This is a genomic window from Acidobacteriota bacterium (assembly GCA_028875725.1).
Taxonomy (GTDB): Bacteria; Acidobacteriota; Thermoanaerobaculia; order Multivoradales; family Multivoraceae; genus Multivorans.
Genome location: JAPPCR010000023.1, coordinates 355,790 through 379,257 on the forward strand (window position 1 = coordinate 355,790; position 23,468 = coordinate 379,257).

Sequence of the window (23,468 nt, forward strand, 5' to 3'; positions counted from 1 at the left end):
CTCCCGCGAAGCGGCGCCAGAGCGGAGCCGGCCTGGCGGCCGGCGCGCTGTCTTCCGCGGGTCAGACGACCCGCGGTCACTGGCTGGAGTCGGACTCGCCGGTCTCTTCGGCCTCGGGTTCGGCCGCGTCCTGGACGTTCGCGTCGGGCCCGAAACGACTGAGCAGTCCGAGCGCGTCGGAATCGAGCGACTGCGTCGCGACCGGCCGGTAGCCCACCGCTTCTTCCGGCAGGCGCTCGACGATGTAGGCGGCGTCCGCAAGCTCCTCCATGTAGAGAAGGTACTCCTCGTCAAAGAGACGGCCGCGCTCCTCCCGCTCGATCGCATCCCGCACGTCCTCGAAGGGCCGCACGGAAGCGGGCTCGCGCTCGAGCATCTTCAGCACGTGGAGGCCGCCCCGCGCGGCGACGGCGTCCGCCACGTCCCCCGGTTGCAGATCCCAGGCAATGGCGTCCAGCTCGGCCGCCAGGTCGCCAGGCGTCACCCAGCCGACATCAACGGCGGTCGCCCCTTCACCGAGGCCCTCCACCACCTCCGTCGCCTCGGTTCCGGCCGTGAGCCGGGTCCCCGCCAGCGACGCCAGCGGCGCCATCCGGTCCGCCGGGACCACGCCTTCGAGGATCACCACCTCCTCGAACCGGGCCCGCTCGGGGATCGCGAAACGCTCCTCGTTGTCGCGGTAGAACCTGCGCAGGTCCTCATCCGCCAGGTCAACGCGCGGCGCGACCTCGCGGCCGCGCACGATGTTGGTCCGCAACTGCTTGCGCATCTGGTCGCGGAAGTCCTCCTCGCGCATGCCCTGCTGGGCGAGGGCGTCCTGGAACTGCTCCTCGGTCTCGATGCCGGCCCGTTCCCACATCCCCCGGATCTGCTCCTCGACGTCGCTCTCGTCGACGACCACGGCGAGCTGGTCCGCCCGGGAGAGGATCAACTGCTCCTCGAACAGCGCCTTCATGATCATCCGGCCGGCCTCGCCCAGCAGCTCCTGACGCCGCGGGTCGGTGAGGCCCGGCGCGTTCCGGATGTCGCGGATCTGCACGGCAAGCGCCCTCTGGTACTCGTAGAGGGTCACGATCCGGTCGTTGACCCGCAGGACGACGCGGTTCTCCCGGCCCGGCTCCGACTGCCCGGCCGCCGGCATCGCACCCAGAGCCGTGACCAGCGTCGCGACCGCCAATCGCGGCGCAGCGCGACCCGGGAGGCTCCACTCTCCTTCTCTGACTCGGTTCATGTCGTCATCCTCACTCCGTTTCGGAGGCACGGTAGGGACCGCTGTACTCGAACGGTAGTCGTGAAACCGCAACCCGCAGATTGTATTCCCGCCTCGCCTCTTCGATCGCCTGCCGGATCAACGCTTCGCTTCGTTCGGCGACAAGCCGGGACCGGATCGAAGGCGCCGCGGCCTGGAGCGACAACGTCTCGTCGGGCAGGAATCGTTCGACCTGGAAGATCCGAAAACCGTAGTCGGCCTCCAGCAGTTCGCTCCACTCCCCCTCCTCGAGCGCGAACACGACCTCGGCAAGGGCGCCGGGCAGGTCCTCCCGCGACAGTTCGCCCTGGAAACCTCCGTCCGGGGCGCTCGGCCCGATCGAGCGGATCCGCGCCACCTCGCCGAAGTCGACCCCGGCCTCGAGTTCGGCCAGGGCCAGCTCCGCGCTGGCGCGATCCTCGACCAGAATCTGGCGCAGCCGCGCCCGGGCGGGCCGCCGGAAGTCACTCCGGTGCTCCGCGTAGTAGCGCTCGACATCGGTCGTGGAGATCTCCGGCGGCGAAGCCTCCAGCAGCGAGGCAGCGGCCTCGTGCGAGGTCGCCGTTTCATCCGCGAATCCCCGGTCCCGGGCCCATCGCAACAGGAGCTGGTCGTCGACGAACCGCTCGAACAGCCGCGACAGCACGTCACTGCTCGACCGCGAGGCATCGACATCGAGGACCTCCATGACGTAGCGGTCGAAGTCCTCGTAGCTCTTTTCCTCGCCGCCGATCCGTACGACGACTCCTTCCGGCAGGCTGCCCGCGCAGGCAGGGAACAAGGCCGCCAACAGCCACACGGAGGGCCGCGGCACGCGCACCCGGTTCAATGGACCGTCTCCACGGCGCCCAGGCGCCGCTGGGCCTCGCCCGAGAGAAGCTCCAGCAGTTGCAGCGAGATCTCCATCGATTCCCGACCCGGCACGTCCCGCAGCGTCAGCACGCCGTCCGGCGCGAAGGCGGCGCCCTCCCGTTCGGACACGAAGCGGATCAGCCGTTCCACGTCGACCTTCGCGTCGCGCCGCAGCCGGATCGTCAGCCGGTCGTTGCGGTGGGCGATCGCCTGGACGCCGACGCCCTCCGCGATCCGCTTCAGTTCAGCCCCCTGGATCAGGGTGTGGACGGGTTCGGGCGGCGGACCGAAGCGGTCGCGCAGTTCCGCGAGCAGCATCGCCGGATCCTCCGCGGCGTCCGCCAGACGACGGTAGATCTCCAGCCGCAGCGAGATCTCGCCGATGTAGTCCTCCGGGATCGACATGGCCGCGGGCAGGCTGATCGTCGCTGAGGGGACCTCGGACGGGGCCTCGCCGCGCAGTTCGGCGATCGCATGCTCCAGCATCTTCATGTAGGTCTCGATGCCGACCTCCGCGATATGACCGCTCTGCTCGGCGCCGAGCAGGTTACCCGCGCCGCGGATCTCCAGGTCGCGGGCGGCGATCCGGAAGCCCGCTCCGAGCTCAGTGAACTCACGGATCGCCACGAGCCGTTTGCGCGCCTCCTCCGACAGCACCGTGTCCGGCGGCGCCAGCAGATAGCAGTAGCCAAGCTGATCGCTGCGGCCCACCCGGCCCCGCAACTGGTAGAGCTGGGCCAGACCGAACCGGTCGGCTCGGTGCACGAGCATCGTGTTCACGTTCGGAATGTCGATGCCGTTCTCGATGATCGTCGTCGCGAGCAGCAGGTCGTACTCGCCCGCGGTGAAGGCGCGCATGCGCCGGCCCAGCTCGGCCTCCTCCATCTGCCCGTGACCGACGGTGATCCTGAGCCCCGGGACCAGTTCCCGCAGATAGCGGAGAATCCCCTCGATGTCCTCGACCCGGTTGTAGACGTAGAACACCTGGCCGCCGCGCTCCACCTCGAACTCGATCGCCTCGCGCACGAGGTCGCCCGAGAACGGCAGGATCCTGGTCTCCACCGCCATCCGGTCGCGCGGCGGCGACTCGATCAGGGACAGGTCCCTCACGCCCGCCAGAGACAGCTGCAGGGTGCGCGGCACCGGCGTCGCCGACATCGCGAGCACGTGGACGTTGCGCCGGAGTTCGCGCAGGCGCTCCTTCTGGGCGACGCCGAAACGCTGCTCCTCGTCGATCACGACCAGACCCAGGCACGGCATGTCGATGTCCCGGCTGAGCAACCGGTGGGTGCCGATCAGGACGTGAATCTCCCCGGCGGCGAGGCGGGCCCGGATCGCCCGAATCTCGGCCGCCGACCGGAACCGCGACACCATCTCGACCTCGATGTTGAAACCCTGGAATCGCCGCCGGAACGTCCGCAGGTGCTGGTCGGCGAGGATCGTCGTCGGCGCCAGAACCGCGACCTGCAGCCCGCTGTCGACCGCCTTGAACGCCGCCCGCATCGCGACTTCCGTCTTGCCGAAGCCGACGTCGCCGCACAGCAGGCGGTCCATCGGCCGGTCGCGGGCAAGGTCCTCCTTGATCGTCCGTACAGCTTCCAGCTGATCGGGCGTTTCCTCGTAAGGGAAGGCGCTCTCGAACTGGAGTTGCCGGTCGCTGTCCTCGTCCATGGGCACCGCCTGCGCCAGCCGGCGCTCCGCGTAGAGCTTCAGCAGGTCGGTCGCGATCGCCTTGAGACTGCGCCGGATCCGGCTCTTCTTCTTCGCCCAGCTACTGCCGCCCAACTGGTCCAGGCGGGGCGCGATGCCATCGATGCCGCTGTAGCGCTCGATCTCGTCCACGCGGGTCAGAGGCAGGAGCAGGGTTCTCCCCGACGAGTAGAGCAGCTCCATCACCTCGACCGCGCGCACCTGCTGCTGCCGGAGCGGATCGGCCGCAGCCGCCGGACCCTCGCCCGACGGACCATCGAGGGTCTTCAGCCCCAGGAACTGACCGATGCCGTGATCCTCGTGGACCACGAACTCGCCGACGCGCAGGTCGCGCAGACCGGAGACGAAGGGACCCATCCGGCGGCGACGTCGGCTCATGGAGAGCCTCTGGCGGAAGAGCTGACCCTCGCCGTAGAGCACCAGACCGGCGTGCGGCAGCCGGAAGCCCCGCGCCAGTTCGCCGTCGATCAGGCGCACCGCGCCGCCGTCCCAGTCGATCTCGCGGCGGCCCAGCGTCTGGCGGAGCGCCTCGTGCCGTTCGGAACGGGCCACCAGCCAGAGGTCGTCGCCGCGCGCCGCGGCTGTCTCCACTTCACGCGGGAAACGGGGAAGCTGATCGATCAGCACGTCCGTCTCGACCGCGCCGAAGTCGACCCGGAGGCGCCGCTTTCCCGAAGCCGGATCGCCAGGAGCCCGGTCGAACGTCCCGCCGACCCGGAACGCCGCCCGCTCGACGAGCTCCAGCACCTGGTCCGCCGGCACCGTCAACCGCTCCGGCTCGGCCGCGATCTCGCCGTCGTCGCAGCGCCGCCCGTACTCCTCCCACAACAGCCCGGCGTGCTGTTCGACCTCCCCGCTCACCCGCTCGGGATCGACCACGACCACCGAAGCGTCCGCCATCACCTCGCCGAGGCTCGTGCTCTGTTCGAGCAGGGGCAGGTACTTCTCCCAGCCGTCGAAGGGTTCCCCGGCCGCCATCTCCTCCAGTTGGGCCCGAGCCTGGTCCGACAGGTCGCCGCCACGCTCTTGCAGCAGCAGCGCCGACAGATCGGCCGCCCGCTCCGACCCGGCGACGAAGGGCGTCAGGGGCCGGATCCGCAGAGACTCGATCGGCTCCTCGGAACGCTGGGTGGACGGGTCGAAGCGATGAATGCTCTCGACCGTGTCGCCGAACAGGTCGAGACGCGCCGGTCGGGGTTCGCCGGGCGCGAAGAGATCGAACACGCCGCCCCGCTGCGCCACCGCGCCGACCGCCGCGACGAGGTCGCTACGCCGGTAGCCGTGGGCGAGCAGACGGGGCAACAGATCCTCGGGCGCGGCCCGGCCGCCGACTTCGAGTTCGACCACCGACCCGAGGAACGCGTCCGGCCGCGCCAGGCGGTGGAACAGGGCCCGCGGCGTACAGACGACGGTGACTCTCGAAGCCCCGAGCAGGGCATCGTAGGCCGTGCTCTCCTGGGCGCGCACCAGCAGCGAGGCCTCCGCCTGCTGGTAGGGCGTCAGCGCCGGCGACGGAAACGGGATGAGCCGCGCCCGGCCCGGCCCCCGCAGCAGCCCCCCGGCCTCGGTCCAAGCCAGAACCTCGTTCTCACTCGGTACGACAACGAGCTGCGCTCCTTCCCGATCCTCCGCCAGCAGCTCGAACACGACCGCCGCCGCCCGCACCGGAAGACCGACGACCGCCGCTCGCTTCGCATCCGCCAACTCGCGGTAGTCCCGGCCCCGACGAATGCGGCGGCCCAGTTCACGCCACGCGGACACCGGTCGGGGAAGCCGGAATCACTCGTCCGTCTGCGGCAGGACGACAACCGTGTCGCCCGGCCTCACCAGGCCCAGCTCCTCGCGCGCCAGCCGCTCCAGCACCACGGGATCGTCCTGGAGCAACTCCACCCTGCGGCTGAGTCGATCCACGCGCAGCCGGGTTTCCTCGAGGTCGATCTCGAGTTCCGCCTCGCGCTCCGCCAGTTCAGCCAGCCCCGCGTAGCTCTCGGAGCCCGCCCTCGCAAGAAACAGCAGGGCGAGGATCAGCCCCACGCCGATCAACGTCGGCAGCGAACGCTGAGCCCTCTCGCGCCAACGATCCACGCGCTCCCGCAGCCGTTCGCGCCCGTCTGGAGGCGTCGCCGACACGGGGAAAGCCTACACGAGCCGCGGTCCCGCGTCCGGAGCGTCCGAGTGGTTGACACCTCCTCCCGCCTGTGCCACGATTTTCGGTCCTGACGCGGGGTGGAGCAGTCTGGTAGCTCATTGGGCTCATAACCCAAAGGTCGCAGGTTCAAATCCTGCCCCCGCTACCAAGTCGATACAGGGCGCGGCCGTTGGCCGCGCCCTTTTCGCTGGGTGCGCGGGTCTTCTGACCCGCCTCAGGGAACACTGCCGGCGCGCAGCGCCGTCCGCACTGGAATCCCCTACGGAATGAAGGGCAGCACCGAGTAACGCACCCGCTTCGTGTAGCGCTCCCACAGCTCGCCGTACTTCGCGCGGCAGCGACGGTCGTCACGCCGGGAACGGTGGAGCAGCAGTCCCGTCAGCCACGCCGGCAGCAGGAAGGGCACCCAGGACACGAAGCCGGTGGTCAGCGTGAACGCGAAGTAGACGCAGATCTCGCCGGTGTAGTTGAGGTGTCGCCCCTTGCCCCAGAAACCGGACACCAGCAAGCGCCCGTCCAGGGTTTCGGCCTGTCGCCCCCAGATCCTGACGTTCGGATCCTGCTTGAAGCGGTGTTTCTGCTCGTTGGCGCCACGGAAGAGCCAGAAGCCGAAAGCGGCAAGCAGGACGATGCCGGCCGCCGCCACCGGAGGCAAGGTGTCCGGCGCGTCGACCAGCCACCACCCGGACAGGCAGTAGAAGAACGGCACCAGGACGTAGTCGCCCCAGACCAGGCCCAGCCCGAAACGCTCGGCGATGATGTCCCAGGTGTGGACCATCCCGTACTCGAACTGGAAGTAGTTGAACACGTAGACGAAGGTGATGGCCTGGTAGACGGCCATCGCCAGCGTCAGCCGGCCGTGGGTTTCGAACTGGACGGCGGCGAAGGACAGGTTGAACACCGCCAGGCCGATGAGCGACGGCCGGTAGCTGAACATCTTAAGGTCCACACCGAAGAGGGTCGGGTTGAGCTCCGAACCCATCAGGAACGCTCGACCATCTCCCTCCGGGGCGCGCCCGGGTCGTGCTCCCCGGAGATAGAGCCAGCCCGATGCGGCAAGGGCGAACACGTTCGCGACGACGAACAGGGCCGCGAAGCGGGTGTGCAGCACAGAGAAGGAGAACCAGCCGAACCCCTGGGCGACGATGCCCAGCGTCACCGTGACCAGGAACAGGGCCAGGCCGTTCAGCTTGTAGATACGCGTTTCCCCCTCGAGCTCGGGCCCGGCGACCCGCCGGCCGGGCAGGACCATCGAACCCGCGAAGAGAAAGCCGATGAACAGCAACAGCATCCCCGCCGCCTCGAGCAGGGTGCCGGCCGACAGCGCGGACAACGAGAACTGCGGCATGTCTGTACCTCCCTGTCGGAGAAGCCTAGCCGCGTAGGCGCGCGGAAGCCGCCGCCGCGACGATCAGCACCGCTCCGATGGCAATGAACGGCGCCTCCGGCGACAAAGCCTGGAACAGGTAGGCCGCTGCCAGCGGCGCCGCGATCTTGCTGCCGTTGCCATACGCCTGCTGCACGCCGAGCACCTGGCCCACGACGCCGCTCCCGGGCGCGTGCTTCGACACCTGGGACGTCGTGCAGGGGAAGAGCAGCGACGTTCCCAGCGGTACGAGGAAGATCGCCGCTCCGAGCGTCCAGAGGCCGGTGGCGAAGGGAGTGGCGATCAACCCGACGCCGAAGCTCACGGCGCCGGCCCGCAGAACATTGACCTCGCCGTAGCGGCGCACCACCGGCCCCAGCACGACTACGCGGAATGCGATGGACAGGCCGCCGAGATAGAGGAAGAACAGGCCGATGTTCGATTCGTCGACCCCGAAACGGCGACCGAGGTAGAGGCCGATGATCGCCGTCATCCCCGCCATGCCGATCTGGCCAGCGGCATAGATCCAGATCAGCAGGTTCAGCGGACGCAGGGGCTGCGTGGCGACGCGACCCACCGCGGCCAGGATGGAGTAGCGCGTCTTCTCCGCCACCTCCCTTTCCCTTCTCTGTCGCGATTCCGGCAGCCAGAAGCGCGCGAACACCGCTGCCGCCAGGCTGAAGGCCGCGGCCACGGCGCCGGCGCCGGCCGGATGAAGCTGACCCGCGAAGCCGCCCACGGCCGGGCCGATCATCGCCGCGGCGCTGGTGACGGCGGTGACCCAGCCGATGCCCTCGGCCCGCCGCTCCCCGGTGACCGAGTCTGCGATGTAGGCGAACACCACCGGCACCGTACCGCCGCCGACACCGTGCACCAGGCGGGCCAACAGCAGGAGCTCGAGCGACTGGGCCAGCCCGAAGAGCAGGTAACCCGCGGCCGACACCACGAGGCCGAGAAGCAGCGCCGGCCTCCGGCCTCTCCGGTCGGCGAGCCGGCCCCAGAGTGGAGCGGTCGCCATCGACGCCAGGGCGAAGGCGGATACCAGGGCGCCGACTTCCAGGGGCGTCGCGCCGTAGCGCTCGGCGTAGAACGGCAGGAGCGCCACGACCAGGAACTCGCCCAGCGTGCTGACGAAGGCGACCACCATCAAGGCCGCCAGGCGATGGTCGATCAAGCGCGACATTTGGCGGTCCTCCAACCGCGACACGTCAGAGGCGGCCGCCGGCCCGGTCGTCCCAGGCGATGAACGCGGCCGCGCTCAGCAGCATGAGCAGCACCCCGTAGGCAGCGGCGATACCCGTCTCCTGGATTCGCAGGCTGGACTGAATCTCGATCGAGATCGGGCGGGTGTCGTAGGTGTAGAGCACGATCGACGTCACGAAATCGCCCAGCATCGTGATGAAGGCGAGACCCGCGCCCGCGATCACGGCCGGCCGCAGCAGGGGCAGCACGATCTGCGCGACCGTCCTCAACGTTCCGGCGCCCAGACTCGCCGCCGCTTCCTCCAGGCGCGGGTCGAGCTGGCGCAGGCCGGCGAAGATGGAGCGGCCGGTCAGCGGCAGGGAGCGAACCAGGTACGCCAGCGGCAGGATCCACAGCGTGCCCACCAGCACGAAGCGGCCGACCCAGGGCGCGTTGACGCTCATCGCCGCAGCCAGGGCCAGAGCGAACACGGTGCCGGGTATCGCCCAGGGCAGCGTCATCATCGCCTCGAGCGCGCGCCCGGGCAGGCCCCCGCGCCGGAGCGACAGCCGCGCCGCCATCACGCCCACCACCACCGCCGCCAGCGTCGCCGCGGCGGCCATCCAGATCGAGTTCAACGCCGGTCGTAGCCGCTCGGTCGAAGACAGGAGTTCGCCGTAGTTGACGAGCCCGAGCACCGGCGGGAATGCCTCGACCGTCCAGGTGTTCGGCGGCACGAGCGACATCAGGATGAGCGTCGCGTGCGGCAGCAGGAGCACGCCGGCCAGGACCCAGCCACCTGCCGCCGCCCCGACGCGGGCGCCCCGGCTATGCAGACGGCGTCGCGCCGGCGGCGTGCCCCGCGCTCCCGACGCAAGGTCCAGGCCCGGATCGATCTTGCGAAGCAGCAGCAACGACGCGAAGGCGAGTAGCGCCAGCATGGTCGTCTCGACGTAGGCCATGCGCAGCTCGCCGTTCAGCTTCGACGCCACGATCTGGGTCGTCATCACGCGGAACCCGCCGCCGAAGATGTAGGGCGCCGAGAACGAGCCGAGCGAGGTCATGAACGTGAGCAGCGTCGCCCCAGCCAGCGCGGGACGGAGCCGCGGCAGCGTGACCCGGAAGAGGATCTGCGGCCGGCTGGCACCCAGACTCTGTGCCGCCTCGATGGCCGCGCCGTCCTGGCCGGACAGTCCCGCCCGGGTGAACAGGTAGAAGTAGACGTACATCGAGTACGCGTGGACCAGCAGGATCGCCCAGGCTCCGGTGAGACGCCAGGACACATCCAGCCCCAGCGTCTGGAGCCCGCGCGCCGCGAGCCCGCTCTCGCCGTAGAGGAAGAGAAAGGCGATGACGCCGACCAGCGACGGCAGCGCCACCGGCAGCGCGACCAGGGCGCCGAGCAACCGCCGGCCCGGGATCTCGTTGCGCTCGAACAGGAAGCCCAGCGGCACGCCGATCGCGGCCGCGGCGAGAGTGGAGAGCACGGAGATCCAGAGCGTCCGCCACATCGCGTTCCACTCGTCGGCACGAGTGAAGAAGGACTGGAACGCCTCGGTCGTCGGGCCGCCTCCGCCAGGGCTGCCGATGCCGAAGGCCTCCGCCGCGACGACCAGCAGCGGGTAGCCGACGAGCCAGACGAGGAACGCCAGCACCAGCCACGGCATGAGCGACCGGAGCTGCGGCGCCCGTCGGCCGGTCCCGGCGGCGCTCAAGGATCGGACTCCGTCGAAACTCCAGTAAACGCCGAGGGCGGCTCCCCGGCAAGCTGCCGCACGACGCAGGCGCCACTCAGACCCGCCGCGGTTCCCGGCATCGCCACCTCAATGGCCGGTCCCGCCGCCGAGCCGTCCCCTGCGTCACTCCGAGTCGACGCAAGGCGTACCGTGTAGAAGCTGTTGCTGCCGGTGAAGCGCTCCGCCTCGATCCGGCCAGCCAACCCCGACCCGCCGTCCGTCGACAGTTCCAGGGCCTCGGGACGAACACAGACGTCGACCTGCTCTCCCGCCCGAAGTCCGCTGCCGCCTCGACACAGCCAAGGCTCCGCCCGCGGCTGCGATTCCAGGCGCACCGTCAGTTCGTCGCCGTCGCGCCGCTCAAGAACGACCCCCGCCAGCACGGAGCAGCGGCCGACGAAGGTAGCCACGAAACGCGAAGCGGGATCCCGGTAGAGCTCCGCCGGCCCTCCGACCTGCTCGAGGCCTCCCTCATTCAGCAGGCCGATCCGCTCGCCGAGTTCGAAGGCCTCCTCCTGTTCGTGGGTCACCAGGACGGTCGTGATGCCGGTCTGCTTGACCGTCCGGCGCAGGTCGGCGCGGGTCTCCTCGCGCAGCGCCGGGTCCAGGTTCGAAAGGGGCTCATCGAGCAGCAGCACCCGCGGCCGCGGCGCCAGCGCCCGCGCGAGGGCCACCCGTTGCTGCTGGCCGCCCGAAAGCTCGGCGATCCGCCGCTGTTCGAAGCCGGAGAGTCGCACGAGTTCGAGCATCTCGGCCACGCGTGCATCCGCCTCGCCTTGCGCTCCGCCTCGGACCTTCAGCCCGAAGGAGACGTTCTCGGCCACGCTCAGGTGCGGGAAGAGCGCGTAGCTCTGGAACAGCATGCCCACTCCCCGACGCGCCGGCGGCAGGTGTTCGACCGCCTCGTCCGCGATCAGCAGGCGTCCGCGGTCGAGCTGCTCGAAGCCCGCCAGCAGACGCAGCATCGTCGTCTTGCCGCTGCCGCTCGGACCGAGCAGGGCGAAGATCTCACCCGGTTCGACGGTCAGCGAGACGCCGGCGAGGACGACCGTGTCGTCGAACGCCTTGAAGACGTCGTCGAAGCGGACCGAGACGCCGGACGCCGTCACCTGGCAGCCCGTGGGACGCGCCGGCTCATCCTCCGCCCTTACCGCGCACGGCCCGGTCCCACTCCGCCATCCACGCGGCGCCGTTCTCCTCGATCATCTGCCAGTCCACCTCGGCGCGACGGAGTCGGGACTGCACGTCGGCTACCCACGGCGCCAGCCCGCCGGCGTCGAGGTCGAGCCGCGCCGGCAGGCGGAACGCCTCGCGCACCGCCAGCCCAAGGGCCTCGGGCGAGCCGAGCCAGTCGACAAAGGCCTCCGCCTCGGCCTCGCTGTCCGAGCCCGCGACCACGCCGACCGAGTCCTGGATCACGGCCGTGCCGCTCGCCGGAAAGCGGTAGGCAATCGGCGCGCCGCGATCAATCAGGGACAGCGTGTCGGTCATCTCCCACAACGTGAGCACGCCCTCCTGCCGCGTCAGCTTCTCGTGCAGGACCGCGGGGCTGTGGACATACTCCCGGGTCTGTCCGTCGAGCTGCCGCAGCCAGTCGAAGCCGGCCTCGGTGCTGCCCGTCTCCGACACCGAGTCCGCCAGGATCTTCCCGAAGATCGTCCGCATCGTGCCGCTCGCCAGCGGATCGCGGATCACGACCTCGTCGTGCCAGCGCTCGTCGAGAAGATCGTCCCAGTCGGTGGGCGCTTCGTCCTCGCCGATCACGTCGCGGTTGTAGACGATGATCGTCGGCGTCTGGTAGAGCGTGTAGTAGAGGCCCTCCGGATGCCGGTCGGCCGGATCGAGGGCCGCGGCCCAGGACGGCTCGGACGGCGCCAGCAGGCCCTCGGCCGCTCCTCGCGCCAGGATCGTCGCCGGGCCGCCAAACCACACGTCCGCCTGCGGGTTCGCCCGTTCCGACCGGATCCGGTCGTAGACCTCCTGCGAGCCCATGTCGAGCCAGCGCACGTCGACATCGGGCCGAGTCTGTTCGTACGCCTGCTCGACGACCGTCAGCAGATCCCGGCCGTGCGGTGAGTAGACCACCAGCGGTGTCCTCCCATCGCCCCCGCAGCTCGCCACGGCCGCGGCCGCCACGAGACAGAGGAGGACTGATAGACGGCCTAGGGCGTTCGGCATCAGCCGCCAAGTGTACGTCGCCCCACGACGGGGCCGCGCGGTCTACAACGAGCGCGCCGCCAGCCGCGCCCCGACGAGGCGGTTCATGCTCACGCCTTCCTCGGCAGCCCGGATGGCCAACGCCCGGTGCGTCTCGGGCGGCACACGAACCATGAACTTGCCGCTGTATGCGCGGTCCGCGTACGGAACGGGCAGGTCCTCACCGTTCGCCCGCATGTCTTCGACGCTCTCGGCTACGAGACGCCGTACGCCCGCGAGCGCTTCTTCCGGCGTGGACGCGAGCCAACTGAGTGACGGAAACTCGGCGCACAGGCCCACATGCTCCTCGTCTTCCGCCGACCACGTGACCCGGTACGTATAGTGGTCGCTCACTTCATCCCCTCCAGCTTGTCGATTGCCTCGAGCACCTGCCGCACCTGGTACGTCTTGGCCCTCCCCTTGGCATTCTGGATGTTCACCCTGGGGTCCCCCGGCCACGGAGTCCTGTAGGTGCGATGACTCGTACGGTTCTGACGCGGCTCGCCGAAGTACGCGTCGCAGACCGCGACCAACTCCCCGAAGCGAGCGCCCTTCGGGTTGCGGCGAAGCTTCGCCACGATGGCTTCGGTCTTCGCCACCGAAGTACGGTATCTCTATTGATACCGCAGCGCAACGCCTAGAGCGACGTCTTTCGGCTACCAACAAGCAAGACCGCACAGACGGTAAGCCCTCCCCGGTGCCGCGGGCCAGGAGCATCGCCGGACCGCCGAACCACACCTCCGTCTGCAGGTTCGCCAACTCCTCCCGCCCGGAACTCCGGGAAACTCCCGAAACGTCAGCTACTTGCGAGGGATCAGGATCCGAGACTGCTCGCAGAGAGTGGTTCCCGTTTGCCGGACGACCCCGCCAAGCGGCGGTTGGGCCGCTCCGCAGGAGAGCTCGCCTACCCCTGTTCGACGGCCGCCACAAGCCCAACGCGTCTTCGGCACCTCACCTCAACCGACTGACGCCGACGGGCTCATCGACTCCATCGACAAGCATCTTGCATTGCCCTCTTGATTGGAAGATCGTGACACGCGGCATGTAGCTGTACGAGTACTCGTAGTGGTACTCCGACTGTTCCCAGATCTGACCATTCGTCAGCTTGACGACGGTATCTCCTTCCCACCCCTCAAACTCTCCGTCAACCCTGCTCTCAACATCACACGTCGAAGGGACGCCCGTAGTCGCGACGGACGGCAGCCTCACGTCTGTGCCCGTGCGACCCGCGAAAGCCGCGCCGCTGACATCCCCGAGATCGTCCCCCACAGCGGACGCAGCGGATTCCGTCGGCAACTGCTCGCACCTGAACCTCTGGCTGGGCTTGGCGGTGCCGTCCGTTGAGCGCGAGAAGTCGTAGTAGAGGCCAGTGCCGTCAGGCTCGATGCGGAACATGTAGTCGAAGGTGCCATCGTCATCGAGACCGAAATCCCAGCGCCGGTCCAGTCCCCGGACCTCGAACTGTGTCGAGTACGTCGTGCCGGCAACCGACACCTCACCGCCGTGCTCTAGCCGACTCAGCGTGAGTAGTACGTTCGTGCGGCTGAGGTCGGTCCCACCGAAGCAGCGCCACGTCTCCAGTGATTCAAGCCGCTCCTTCGCATCGTCGTCTCCGTTTTCCGCCGCGAGGCGATACCAACGCACGGCCTCGCGGAAGTCGCGGTCTACACCCCTACCGATCAGGTAAGCGCTGCCGAGGAGGTACATCGCTCCAGCATGGCCCTCCTCCGCAGCTCTGCGGAACCACCGTGCAGCCTCGGTGTCGTCCTCCGTCACACCCTGCCCCTGTGCGTAGATGAGTCCGAGGCTGAACTGCGCTCCAGCATGGCCCTGTTCGGCTGCCAACCGGTACCACCGCGCAGCCTCGGCATAGTCCTCGACTTCATATCTGTACCTCTGGCCGAGGCGGTACTGCTCCTCGGCGTCGACTCGCTCTTCAGCCCCAGGTGAACTCGGAAGCGCGTGCGCTGGCTCGGTCCGCCCGAGGGCTGCCACTGCATCGGGATGACCTTGGTCAGCGGCTAGGCGAAACCAGCGGGCAGCCTCAGCAGTGTCCTTCGGCACACCCTGGCCGTGGAGGTACATCACGCCGAGGTTGTGCTGGGCCTGTGCGAGCCCCTGCTCGGCGGCCAGCCGATAGAGCCGGGCGGCTTCGTCGGTGTCTCGGGGAACGCCATGACCATGCTGATACATGTAGCCGAGATTGCCTTGTGCTCCTCCGTGGCCCTGTGCGGCAGCCGGGCGCAGCCAACGGAGAGCCATCACGTCGTCGGTCCCCATGTAGAGAGACCCGACTTCGGCCATCGCTCCAGGGTGCCCCTGATTGGCCGCTCGGGTCGCCCAGAGTAGAACCTGCTTCGTTCTCTCGTCGTTATCCACACCGCCACGTCCTTCGGCGTACGCGACAGCGAGTTCGTACTGCGCCTCCGCGTCACCGCCTTCCGCGGCGCCCAGGAGTTGATTGAACCCGGCGTCGCCCTGTGCTTTAGAGCCGTCTCCGGCATCCTCCAGCGTCGCATCCAGCGAGGCCAACTCGTCGAGCGTGTCCCCAAACATCTCGAGCGTCTGGGCGTGGCCCTGTTGGGCTGCACGATGGAGCCACCTCACTGCCTCGGCACCGTCTTCAGGCACACCGTCCCCCTCGATGTACAGCATGCCGAGCTTGAACTGTGCGTCGGCATGGCCTTGTTCAGCCGCCATGCGGAGCCAGCGGGCAGCTTCAACGGGGTCCTTCGGCACACCCCGGCCGTCGTGGTGGACCATCCACAGCAGAAACTGCGCATCGACGTAGCCTTGTTCGGCAGCGCGCCGGTACCAGCGCGCAGTTTCGGCGTAGTCCTGAGGGACGCCCGCGCCAACACTGTACATGCCGCCCATCTCGAACTGTGCCTCGGCGTCGCCCTGGTCGGCGGCACGGCGAATCCACTTGACGGCTTCGGCCTCGTCCTTGGGCACGCCCTGCCCGTTGTAGTACATCAGCCCGAGGTGGAACTGCGCCATCGGATCGTTCTGCTCGACGGCTCGCCTATACAACCGAAGCGCTTCCGAGTAGTCCTGTGGCACGCCATGCCCGACTTGGTACAGACGCCCAAGCATGGCTTGAGCCTCGGCGTGGTCCTGCTCCGCAGCGAGCCGAATCCACTTCACCGCTTCTGCGGGGTCAGTCTGCATGTGCGTGACCCCGAGTTGAAGCGCGGAGGCGGCGTGCCCTCTCTCGGCCAAAGCCCGTAGTTGTGCGGCGTCAGACGGGTCCAGCCGGCCCGTGGTCTCAGTCTGGGGCTGAACGGCCGTGACCAGAGCTAGACCGCCGGCGAACGCGGCGAGTGCGAGTGCGGACCTCCTGTAAGCCACTTCGCGGAGACACTAACGCATGGCTACGGATGGGGTCACTGTCTTCATCCTCGGACATCCGTCCAGACCCCTCCGAACTCGCTACCAACTGCGGCTAGCGAGCGCCCCGCCTCTCGGCGGCGGCGGCCACCTGGACGCAAATGCCCAGTTGCCTCGGGTTGCCCTAGCGCAGAGTGGTGTCTCGGTTTGGGCCGTGAGAGGAGCCGGCAGCAACGCTTTTCTGGATTCGCCGGCATATGCGGGTGAGGCCGACCCCAGCTCTGGCCGTAACGAATCGAGGATCGTTGTCTCATGTTCGAGTGAAGAGCGTTGGCCCGGGTCGGCTGTAGACGTTTCCGGCGATTCGTCGGTGTAACAGGGTGAAGGCCGCCGCCCCCCAGGCGACTGCGGACGTCTTCCAAGTCCACTCGGTGCATCGGGGTGAGCAGGAGCAAGTGCCTTCTTGCGTTGCCGCTAGCCCATCGGCACCCGCCCAAGAAAGGAGAACTCATCATGTCGATAGCAGATAGCCGCGTCTGAGCGACAGCGAGGGATTCGGTGGTTGGTCCAACGGCAAGACGCTGAAACGAGCTACCCAGAGACTGACGGTTCGAGTCCGTCGACCACCGAATCCCACGTGGCAACACGCTGGGTTCCCGCGGACGACGAGGAGCGGCTCGGCGGTCTCCGCGGTCGTCGTTTCAACCCGCCGGCCTTCCGCCTCAAGGGCGCTTTCGAGCGCGGGATCGGTTCGCGGTGGCGTGACCTGACGTCCCACTGGCTCGGCCGCCCTCGCCGTTTCCTTGAGTGTCCAGCTACGCGGTCACGCGCAGTTGCAGGCCCAACGCCCGAGTGATCCGCATGACGGTCGTGAACGAGGGGTTGCCATCCTTCGAAAGGGCCTTGTACAGACCCTCCCGGCTCAAGCCCGCTTCCCGGGCCAGTCCGCTCATGATCCTTGCTCGCGCGATGTCGTTCAGCGCCGCTCGGATCAGGCTGCCGTCGCCCGGGTCCTCCTCCGCGCACGCCTCAAGGTACAGGCGGGAATCTTCCCGGCTACCCAGATGCTCGGCCGCATCCCACTTGCTGAATGTCTCGGTCATCACTCCCGCTTTCCGGCACTTCGACCGCGACGAACTGTAGACCACAGTTCACACATCGGTCGATCCGGAGCGCCGTCCATCACACGCCGGCGTGACCAGACTCGGATGGAAGCGCCGGAGGTTGCGGAAGTAGGTACGGTGTGACTTGGCCAACCAGTCGAGGTCAACGGCATCGACATCGCCGACCTCGGCCAGCTGCCCTTCGAGCAGGCGACGAGGGTAGACCTTCATCTCGCCGACGATCAGGACCGGCTCGCCGTCTTCGGTGGTGGTCTCCACCCGAAGGCCCTCCGCCTCGAGTTCACGCCGGAGCAGATCTCCCAGGCGCTGGAGAACGTCACCCGACACGGCTACGCGCTCTCAGGAACCTGGAGAACCCGCCTCAACGTCTCTCCGTCGATATTGCCGCCGCTGACGACCACCGCGGTGATCTTGCCGTCGCGCGGTATTGCGCCCTGCAAGAGGGCCGCCACACCGACCGCGCCGCCGCCTTCGACCACCCAGCCCTGCACATCGACCAGGAAACGCATCGCCGACGCGACCTGTTCCTCGGCAACAAGCACCACATCGTCCAGGTAGCGCTTGCAGATCGGCACCGTCATCGAGCCCGTCTCGATATCGCCCGAGAGCGCCTCGGCAAGGGTGTTCCAGACTTGTGGTCTGTCGCTGTTGTGGAAGACGTTGAACATCGCCGGCGTCGATTCGGAACTCACGCCGATCACCTCGACCGCGGGGTTGAGCTCCTTGACCGCGGTGGCAACACCGGAAACCAGGCCGCCGCCGCCCACGGGGACCAGCACCCTTTCGACCCGGGGCAACTCGGAGACGATCTCGACACCGATGGTGCCGGCCCCGGCGATCACCCGCCTGTCGTTGTAGGGCGACAACCACGTCAAGCCGCCCCGGGCGCGGCGCAGGGCTTCGGCCTCGGCCTGATCGAAATCGTCACCGAAGAGCACCGCTTCGGCAGCACCCGCGCCGTAGCGGTGTACTCCGCTTACCTTCTTCTTCGGCGTGCCGACGGGCATCAGAATCTGTGCCGATGCACCGCACAGACGCGCGGCGTAAGCGACCGCCATCGCGAAGTTGCCCGAAGATGCGGCGATGATGCCCTGGGCCAGCGCCTTCTCGTCCAGCGACAGCATGGCGTTCAGCGCTCCTCGTATCTTGAACGAGTGGGTCCGATTGGCGTTCTCCAGTTTGAGAAACGTCCCGGCGCCGAGATCGGCAGCATCTTCGAGCGGTGTCGGCCGCAAATGACCCCTCAGGCGGTGCTGCGCCCGGACGATGTCACCGAGGGTCGGGTGGTCTGTCATGGCGTCGTTCCCAACATAGTATTTTCGGAATGCGATCGGCAGGCCTTGACGAGATCAGATCCGTTCTCGACGTACCCGCCGCCATCGAGTTGATCGAAGCCGGATTCGTGGCGCTGTCGAACGGGGCGGCGACGGTTCCTGCCGTCGGTTACCTTGGATTCGACACGCCGCCGGGCGAGTGCCACATCAAGTACGGTCGAATCCACGGCGATGACGTTTTCGTCGTCAAGATCGCCACCGGCTTCTACGAGAACGCTTCGCGCGGTCTTCCCACGGGCCACGGAATGATGATCGTCATGTCGGCGGAGACCGGCGAGACGTTGGCCCTGCTGGACGACTCGGGCTACCTGACCGATGTGCGAACCGCCATTGCGGGCTGCATTGCGGCCCGCTATCTCGCGCCCGACGTGGTCGAGTGCATCGGCATCGTCGGTGCGGGCATGCAGGCTCGCATGCAGTTGGAGTACCTGCGCCATGCGCGCGACTGCAACCGGGTCCGGGTCTGGGCGCGACGCCGCGAACAGGCGGCGGCGTACCGGAGCGAGCTGTCGGATTCCGGCTTCGACGTTCAGATAGCCGAAACCCTTCAGGAGCTCTGCGAAAACAGCAACCTGATCGTCACTGCCACGGCGGCGAGGACTGCTCTCGTCCGCGCCGAGTGGATCCGGCCGGGAACTCACCTCACCGCGATGGGAAGCGACAGCCCCGGCAAACAGGAACTGGACCCGGCGCTGTTCGCGAGAGCCGGTGTCTGTGCCGTCGATTCACTGTCGCAGTGCATCGACCACGGCGAAACGCACTACGCGGTAGCTGGCGGCCACGTGGCCGAAACCGGTCTCGTCGAACTGGGCGACATCATCGCCGGCAGGGCCAGGGGGCGCTCGGACGGAGACGAGATCACCATCGCGGATCTGACCGGTGTCGCGGTGCAGGACATTCAGATCGCAAAGGCGGTCTGGCAGGCATTGAGGGAGTAGAGCCCGCCCATCAGCCGTCGAGACCCGCCACGAGGTCGCGTTCGGATGGGACGCGCCTGAGTTCGTCGTGCCGGGGCCGGTGGGTCTTCTGCGTCATCAACGACACCGCCACCATCGCGATCAGGCTGAACACCGGCGCCAGCAGCGTGTCCAGGCCGCGCCAGGCGTCCGTGACGGCGAAGTGAAGCACGAGCCGCGCGGCGCTGCCAGCGATCACACCGGCGAGCGCCCCGGTCGTGTTCGCCTTGCGCCAGAACAGGCCGAGCAGCAGGGGCACGAAGCAACCGGCGAGGACGATGTCGAAGGCGAGGATCAGCAGAACGCCCGGCTCGGGCCGGACATAGGCGAAGACGACGGCGCCGGCCATCGTCGGCAGGGCGATCCAGCGGGAGAAGCGGAGCATCCGCGCATCGTCCCAGGTCGACCGGCTGTGGCGCTGGACCAGGTTGCGGGTGATCACGTTCGCCAGGTCGAGCACGACGCCGCTCGCGGTCGACATGCTGGCCGCGATGATGCCCAGCAGCACCGCGCCTCCGATCAGCAGCGGCAGGTCGGTCAGCGCCAGGTCGACGAGCAGGGAGGAGCCCGCGTCGCGGCCGAAGTAGTGGGCGGACAGGCCGATCAGCGAAACCGTCAGGCCGACGACCAGGGTCAGCCCGCCGGCGAGGTAGCAGCCGCGCTTCGCCGACCGGCCCGAATCGGCCGAGATCATCCGCTGGATGAAGTCGATGGCGACGATGTCGCCCAGCGCCAGCGACCCCAGCGCCGCCCAGTTGACGAGGGCGCCGCTCTCCCGCGAGAAGAGGCCCGCGAAGCTCATCGCGCCTTCGGGAGCGGAGCTCAGCAGCGTGCCCCAGCCGTGGCTGCCGCCGAGCCAGACGAAGGCGACGACAATGCTCACGATGAAGATCGAAACCTGGAGCACACTGGTCGCGATCGTGGCGTAGAGACCGCCCGATACGGCGTAGGCGAGGATGCAGAGCGCGACGGCAACCAGCATGGCGAGGTAGGGCGCTCCAAAGACGAGTTCGAACAGCAGGCCGAGGCCCGCCAGGTTGCCCGCGACCAGGACGACGTTGCTCAGCAGCATCAGGCACGCGGCCAGGGTCTCGGTCGGGACGCTGTAGCGACGCCGGTAGAAGTCGGCCAGGGTCATCAGCCGCATGCGGTGCAGCGGCTCGGCGAACCATGTACCGGCGATGAACAGGCACAGGGCGAGCCCGACCGGAATCACGGCGCCGGCCCAGAACCCGCCCGAGTGGACGAGCGACGCGTTGCCCACCGAACCGTTCGCGTCGAACGCCTGGGCGCAGAGGGTGATGCCGACGACGCCGACCGGCATCGCGTTGCCGGCGACGTAGTAGTTCGTCGCGCGGCCGCGGATCTTCGCGTAGGTGCGGACGCCGATGAACAGCGTGAGGGCGACGAAGAGGAGAACGGCGATGCCGATCGCTGACACGGCGGCAGTGTAGTGCTCGAGGCGGTCTCGGGCTCGCCGCTACGCGGAATCGCGCAGATGCCGGCCAGAGGGCCGGCGCCGACACGGCGGACGAGCGCGGCTATAGTGCCGAACGGTGATTCCAAACGGCGCCAACCGGATGCCGGCGCTGGTCGCGCTCGCGGCGGCGCTCGCGGCGTGCGGGGTCCCGGCCGGCGAAGAGGGTGCCGGAGGGCCGACCGGTCCGACGGAGCCCATCGACCTCGAAGTCGTCGCCGAACTCCGCGACGAGGGCTTCAACCGCTCCCAGGTCATGGACTTCGCACATGTCCTGACGGACCTCTACGGTCCCAGGTACGCGAATTCGCCTTCCTACGACAGCGCCGCCTCCTGGGCCCGGGACACCTTGGAGGGGTTCGGTCTCGAAGCCGCCCTCGAACCGTGGGGCGAGTTCGGTTACGCCTGGGAGAACCGCCACACCTCGGTTCACATCACGGCGCCGCAGTACCAGCCGGTCATCGGCTACGCGCAGCCCGGCACCCGGAGCACAGACGGCAAGGTGGCCGGTCCCGTCGCCGCGGTCGACCTTGCCGCCATCCGGACGCGGGACGATCTGGAAGCCCTGGGGACACTGATCCAGACGTCGATCCTGCTCATCTCGCCCGAGCGGGAGTTGGTTCCCAACTTCTCGCCGCAGGCGGTCCGGCTCTCCGACGAGGAACTCAGCGGCATGGCCCGCCTCGAGATCGACCCACGGAACAATCCCAGCCAGTCCACGGACGACGACGAGGCCGACCCCGAGCTGACGCGCCACGACATCGAGACGTTCCTGGAGCAGCAGGGCGTTGCCGTCCTGGTCGAGATCGGCTCCACCAACGTCGGACCGATGGACAAGGGAATCGTCCACGTCTCGGGCGACGGCCCCCTGCCGCTGGACGAACCGGTGCCGATGCCCCGCGTCGTGGTCGCGCCCGAGCACTACAACCGGATGATGAGGCTGCTGGCCGCCGGAACGCCGGTCGAGATGGAGATCGAAGTCCGCAACGTCCTCAGCGACGACGATCCGCTCGACTACAACGTGATCGCCGACCTGCCTGGCGGCGACCTGGCCCACGAGGTCGTGATGATCGGCGGCCACCTGGACGCGGAGCCGGCCGGCACCGGCGCCACCGACAACGCCGCCGGCAGCGCGATCGTGATGGAAGCGATGCGGCTCCTGCAGGCGACCGGCCTCGAGCCGCGGCGGACCATCCGCGCCGCGCTCTGGGGCGCCGAGGAGGCCGGCCTGCTCGGCTCCCGGGCCTACGTCCGCGAGCACTTCGGCGACCCGGCGTCACCGGAGAAGCCGGACGCCCACGCGAACCTCTCCGTCTACTTCAACGTCGACTGGTACGGCCGCTTCCGCGGCATGTACCTGCAGGGCAACGACGAGTCGCGGCCGATCTTCGAGGCCTGGATGGAGCCGTTCCACGACGTGGGCATGTCCTGGATCGTGCCCGGCAACACCGGCGGCACGGACCACATGGCCTTCCTCGAAGCGGGCCTGCAGGGCTTCCAGTTCATCCAGGACGATCTCGAGTTCTTCAACGCCACCTTCCACACGAACATGGACGTCTACGACCGGCTGATCGCCGACGACCTCAGGCAGGCCTCGGTCGTCCTCGCCAGCTTCGCCTACCATGCGGCCATGAGGGACGAACTCTTCCCGCGCACCGACGGCCTCGCGAACGGGCGGCGCTGGCACAAGTAGCCGCGGGATCGACCGGAGGCAGGACCGCTCATGGAGTACCGCACCCTGGGACGGACCGGCGTCAAGGTCGCCCCGCTCTGTTTCGGCAGCGACAACTTCGCCGATCCGACGCCCGAGCCGGAATGCGTACGGATGCTGGAAACCGCGATGGACGCCGGCATCAACCTGATCGACACCGGCGAGGTCTACGCTGAGGGCGAGGGCGAGCGGATCATCGGCCGGGCGCTCAAAGCGAACGGCCGCCGCCACGAGCTGCTGATCGCCACCAAGGTCGATCACGGCCGCCGGGTCGTAGGCGAGAGCGTCGTGGACTACACCAGCAGCATCGGCCCCAACGAGTACGGCCACTCGCGGATCAACCTGATCCGCGCCTGCGAGGGCTCGCTCCGAAGGCTGCAGACCGACTACATCGACCTCTATCAACTGCATCGTCCTTCGCCCGAGATGCCGTTCGACGAAACCCTGAGGGCGCTGGACGACCTGGTCCGGGCCGGCAAGATCCGCTACATCGGCTGCTCGACCCACCCGGCCTGGATGGTCGCCGAGGCCGTGATGACGAGCGAGCTGAAGGGCTACGCCCGCTTCGCCAGCGAGCAGCCGCCCTACAACCTGCTGGACCGCCGGATCGAGAACGAACTGATCCCGATGTGCCAGCGCCTCGGCCTCGGCATCATCACCTGGGCGCCGATGGCGATGGGCGTGCTCGCGGGCCGCTATCTCAGCGACTCCGACTATCCCGAGGGCTCGCGAGCCGCGCTCCGTGGCGGCTTCTACGCCGACCGCGTCACCCGAGCCGGCATCGACGTCGGCCGCAGGTTCGCCGGGATCGCGGCCGACTCCGGCCTCACCCCGGCTCAGTTCGCGATCCTCTGGACCAAGGATCAGCCCGGGATCACCGCACCGTTGATCGGGCCGCGCACGCTCAGGCACCTCGAAGACCTGCTGCCGGTGCTCGAGATGAGCCTCTCCTCTGAGCAGCGGGCCGCCTGCGACGCCCTGGTGCCGCCCGGAAGCGTCGTCGCCGACTTCCACAACACGGCGGGCTGGATGAAGATGAAGGTCATCCCGCCAGCGGCCGGGAGCTAGATCCCCGATGCGGGTCTCCAACGCACCT

18 protein-coding genes, 2 tRNA genes and 2 pseudogenes are annotated in these 23,468 nt (G+C 68.4%); 5 read left to right on the forward strand and 17 right to left on the reverse strand.

Annotation, left to right across the window (positions count from 1 at the left end; all coding sequences use genetic code 11):
- Positions 1-76: 76 nt before the first annotated feature.
- The 4 genes from OXI49_17135 to OXI49_17150 are packed head-to-tail and all read right to left on the reverse strand — an operon-like array spanning position 77 to position 5,941.
- Positions 77-1,231: a SurA N-terminal domain-containing protein gene (locus OXI49_17135; protein ID MDE2692229.1), complete on the reverse strand. Its 1,155-nt coding sequence runs from the start codon at positions 1,229-1,231 to the stop codon at positions 77-79.
- Positions 1,232-1,241: 10 nt separating this feature from the next.
- Positions 1,242-2,069 (reverse strand): peptidylprolyl isomerase, encoded by an 828-nt coding sequence (locus OXI49_17140; GenBank protein ID MDE2692230.1) that lies wholly within the window; start codon positions 2,067-2,069, stop codon positions 1,242-1,244.
- 5 nt (positions 2,070-2,074) lie between these two features.
- On the reverse strand, positions 2,075-5,572 hold the full coding sequence (mfd, locus tag OXI49_17145; protein ID MDE2692231.1) for a transcription-repair coupling factor: 3,498 nt from the start codon (positions 5,570-5,572) through the stop codon (positions 2,075-2,077).
- Between the two features lie 18 nt (positions 5,573-5,590).
- Complete coding sequence (locus tag OXI49_17150) at positions 5,591-5,941, reverse strand: septum formation initiator family protein (protein ID MDE2692232.1); 351 nt, start codon at positions 5,939-5,941, stop codon at positions 5,591-5,593.
- A gap of 90 nt (positions 5,942-6,031) precedes the next feature.
- Here OXI49_17150 and OXI49_17155 point away from each other — a divergent pair.
- A tRNA-Met gene (locus OXI49_17155) sits at positions 6,032-6,108 on the forward strand.
- Between the two features lie 111 nt (positions 6,109-6,219).
- Here the strand turns inward: OXI49_17155 and OXI49_17160 are convergent.
- From OXI49_17160 to OXI49_17200, 9 genes and pseudogenes are all read right to left on the reverse strand, one after another.
- Positions 6,220-7,308, reverse strand: a complete 1,089-nt coding sequence (locus tag OXI49_17160) for a DUF1295 domain-containing protein (GenBank protein ID MDE2692233.1) — start codon at positions 7,306-7,308, stop codon at positions 6,220-6,222.
- Positions 7,309-7,333: 25 nt separating this feature from the next.
- Positions 7,334-8,509 carry an MFS transporter gene (locus tag OXI49_17165; protein MDE2692234.1) on the reverse strand — a complete coding sequence of 392 codons (1,176 nt, stop codon included), beginning with the start codon at positions 8,507-8,509 and terminating at the stop codon, positions 7,334-7,336.
- A gap of 25 nt (positions 8,510-8,534) precedes the next feature.
- Entirely contained in the window at positions 8,535-10,223 is a 1,689-nt protein-coding gene (locus tag OXI49_17170) for an iron ABC transporter permease (protein ID MDE2692235.1), read from the reverse strand.
- A complete protein-coding gene (locus tag OXI49_17175) occupies positions 10,220-11,353 on the reverse strand; it encodes an ABC transporter ATP-binding protein (GenBank protein ID MDE2692236.1) in 1,134 nt (377 codons plus the stop codon). Before OXI49_17175 ends, OXI49_17170 begins: the two co-directional genes overlap by 4 nt.
- Positions 11,354-11,378: 25 nt before the next feature.
- The gene (locus OXI49_17180) at positions 11,379-12,380 is read right to left on the reverse strand and encodes an extracellular solute-binding protein (GenBank protein MDE2692237.1); all 1,002 of its coding nucleotides are present in this window, start codon (positions 12,378-12,380) and stop codon (positions 11,379-11,381) included.
- A gap of 84 nt (positions 12,381-12,464) precedes the next feature.
- Positions 12,465-12,794: a toxin-antitoxin system HicB family antitoxin gene (locus OXI49_17185; protein ID MDE2692238.1), complete on the reverse strand. Its 330-nt coding sequence runs from the start codon at positions 12,792-12,794 to the stop codon at positions 12,465-12,467.
- Positions 12,791-13,039, reverse strand: coding sequence for a toxin HicA (locus OXI49_17190; GenBank protein MDE2692239.1), 249 nt, complete (start codon positions 13,037-13,039; stop codon positions 12,791-12,793). Before OXI49_17190 ends, OXI49_17185 begins: the two co-directional genes overlap by 4 nt.
- Positions 13,040-14,060: 1,021 nt before the next feature.
- Positions 14,061-14,435 (reverse strand): annotated as a pseudogene (locus OXI49_17195) (tetratricopeptide repeat protein).
- Between the two features lie 21 nt (positions 14,436-14,456).
- Positions 14,457-15,611 (reverse strand): annotated as a pseudogene (locus OXI49_17200) (hypothetical protein).
- A gap of 715 nt (positions 15,612-16,326) precedes the next feature.
- On the opposite strand from OXI49_17200, the gene OXI49_17205 reads away from it, so the two are divergent.
- Positions 16,327-16,400 (forward strand) — tRNA-OTHER (locus OXI49_17205).
- Between the two features lie 185 nt (positions 16,401-16,585).
- On the opposite strand, the gene OXI49_17210 is transcribed toward OXI49_17205, so the two are convergent.
- From OXI49_17210 to OXI49_17220, 3 genes are read right to left on the reverse strand one after another with little or no spacing between them, the layout of a single operon-like run.
- Positions 16,586-16,873, reverse strand: a complete 288-nt coding sequence (locus OXI49_17210; GenBank protein ID MDE2692240.1) for a putative addiction module antidote protein — start codon at positions 16,871-16,873, stop codon at positions 16,586-16,588.
- A 48-nt stretch (positions 16,874-16,921) separates the two neighbouring features.
- Positions 16,922-17,221 carry a hypothetical protein gene (locus OXI49_17215; protein ID MDE2692241.1) on the reverse strand — a complete coding sequence of 100 codons (300 nt, stop codon included), beginning with the start codon at positions 17,219-17,221 and terminating at the stop codon, positions 16,922-16,924.
- Between the two features lie 2 nt (positions 17,222-17,223).
- On the reverse strand, positions 17,224-18,189 hold the full coding sequence (locus OXI49_17220; protein ID MDE2692242.1) for a pyridoxal-phosphate dependent enzyme: 966 nt from the start codon (positions 18,187-18,189) through the stop codon (positions 17,224-17,226).
- A gap of 29 nt (positions 18,190-18,218) precedes the next feature.
- Between OXI49_17220 and OXI49_17225 the strand changes: the two genes are divergently transcribed.
- A complete protein-coding gene (locus OXI49_17225) occupies positions 18,219-19,166 on the forward strand; it encodes an ornithine cyclodeaminase family protein (GenBank protein ID MDE2692243.1) in 948 nt (315 codons plus the stop codon).
- 10 nt (positions 19,167-19,176) lie between these two features.
- Here the strand turns inward: OXI49_17225 and OXI49_17230 are convergent, their stop codons facing one another.
- Complete coding sequence (locus OXI49_17230; GenBank protein ID MDE2692244.1) at positions 19,177-20,625, reverse strand: hypothetical protein; 1,449 nt, start codon at positions 20,623-20,625, stop codon at positions 19,177-19,179.
- 115 nt (positions 20,626-20,740) lie between these two features.
- On the opposite strand from OXI49_17230, the gene OXI49_17235 reads away from it, so the two are divergent.
- Both OXI49_17235 and OXI49_17240 read left to right on the forward strand, forming a co-directional pair.
- Entirely contained in the window at positions 20,741-22,354 is a 1,614-nt protein-coding gene (locus OXI49_17235; protein ID MDE2692245.1) for a M20/M25/M40 family metallo-hydrolase, read from the forward strand.
- A gap of 30 nt (positions 22,355-22,384) precedes the next feature.
- Positions 22,385-23,440 (forward strand): aldo/keto reductase, encoded by a 1,056-nt coding sequence (locus tag OXI49_17240; GenBank protein ID MDE2692246.1) that lies wholly within the window; start codon positions 22,385-22,387, stop codon positions 23,438-23,440.
- The last annotated feature ends 28 nt before the right edge of the window (positions 23,441-23,468 follow it).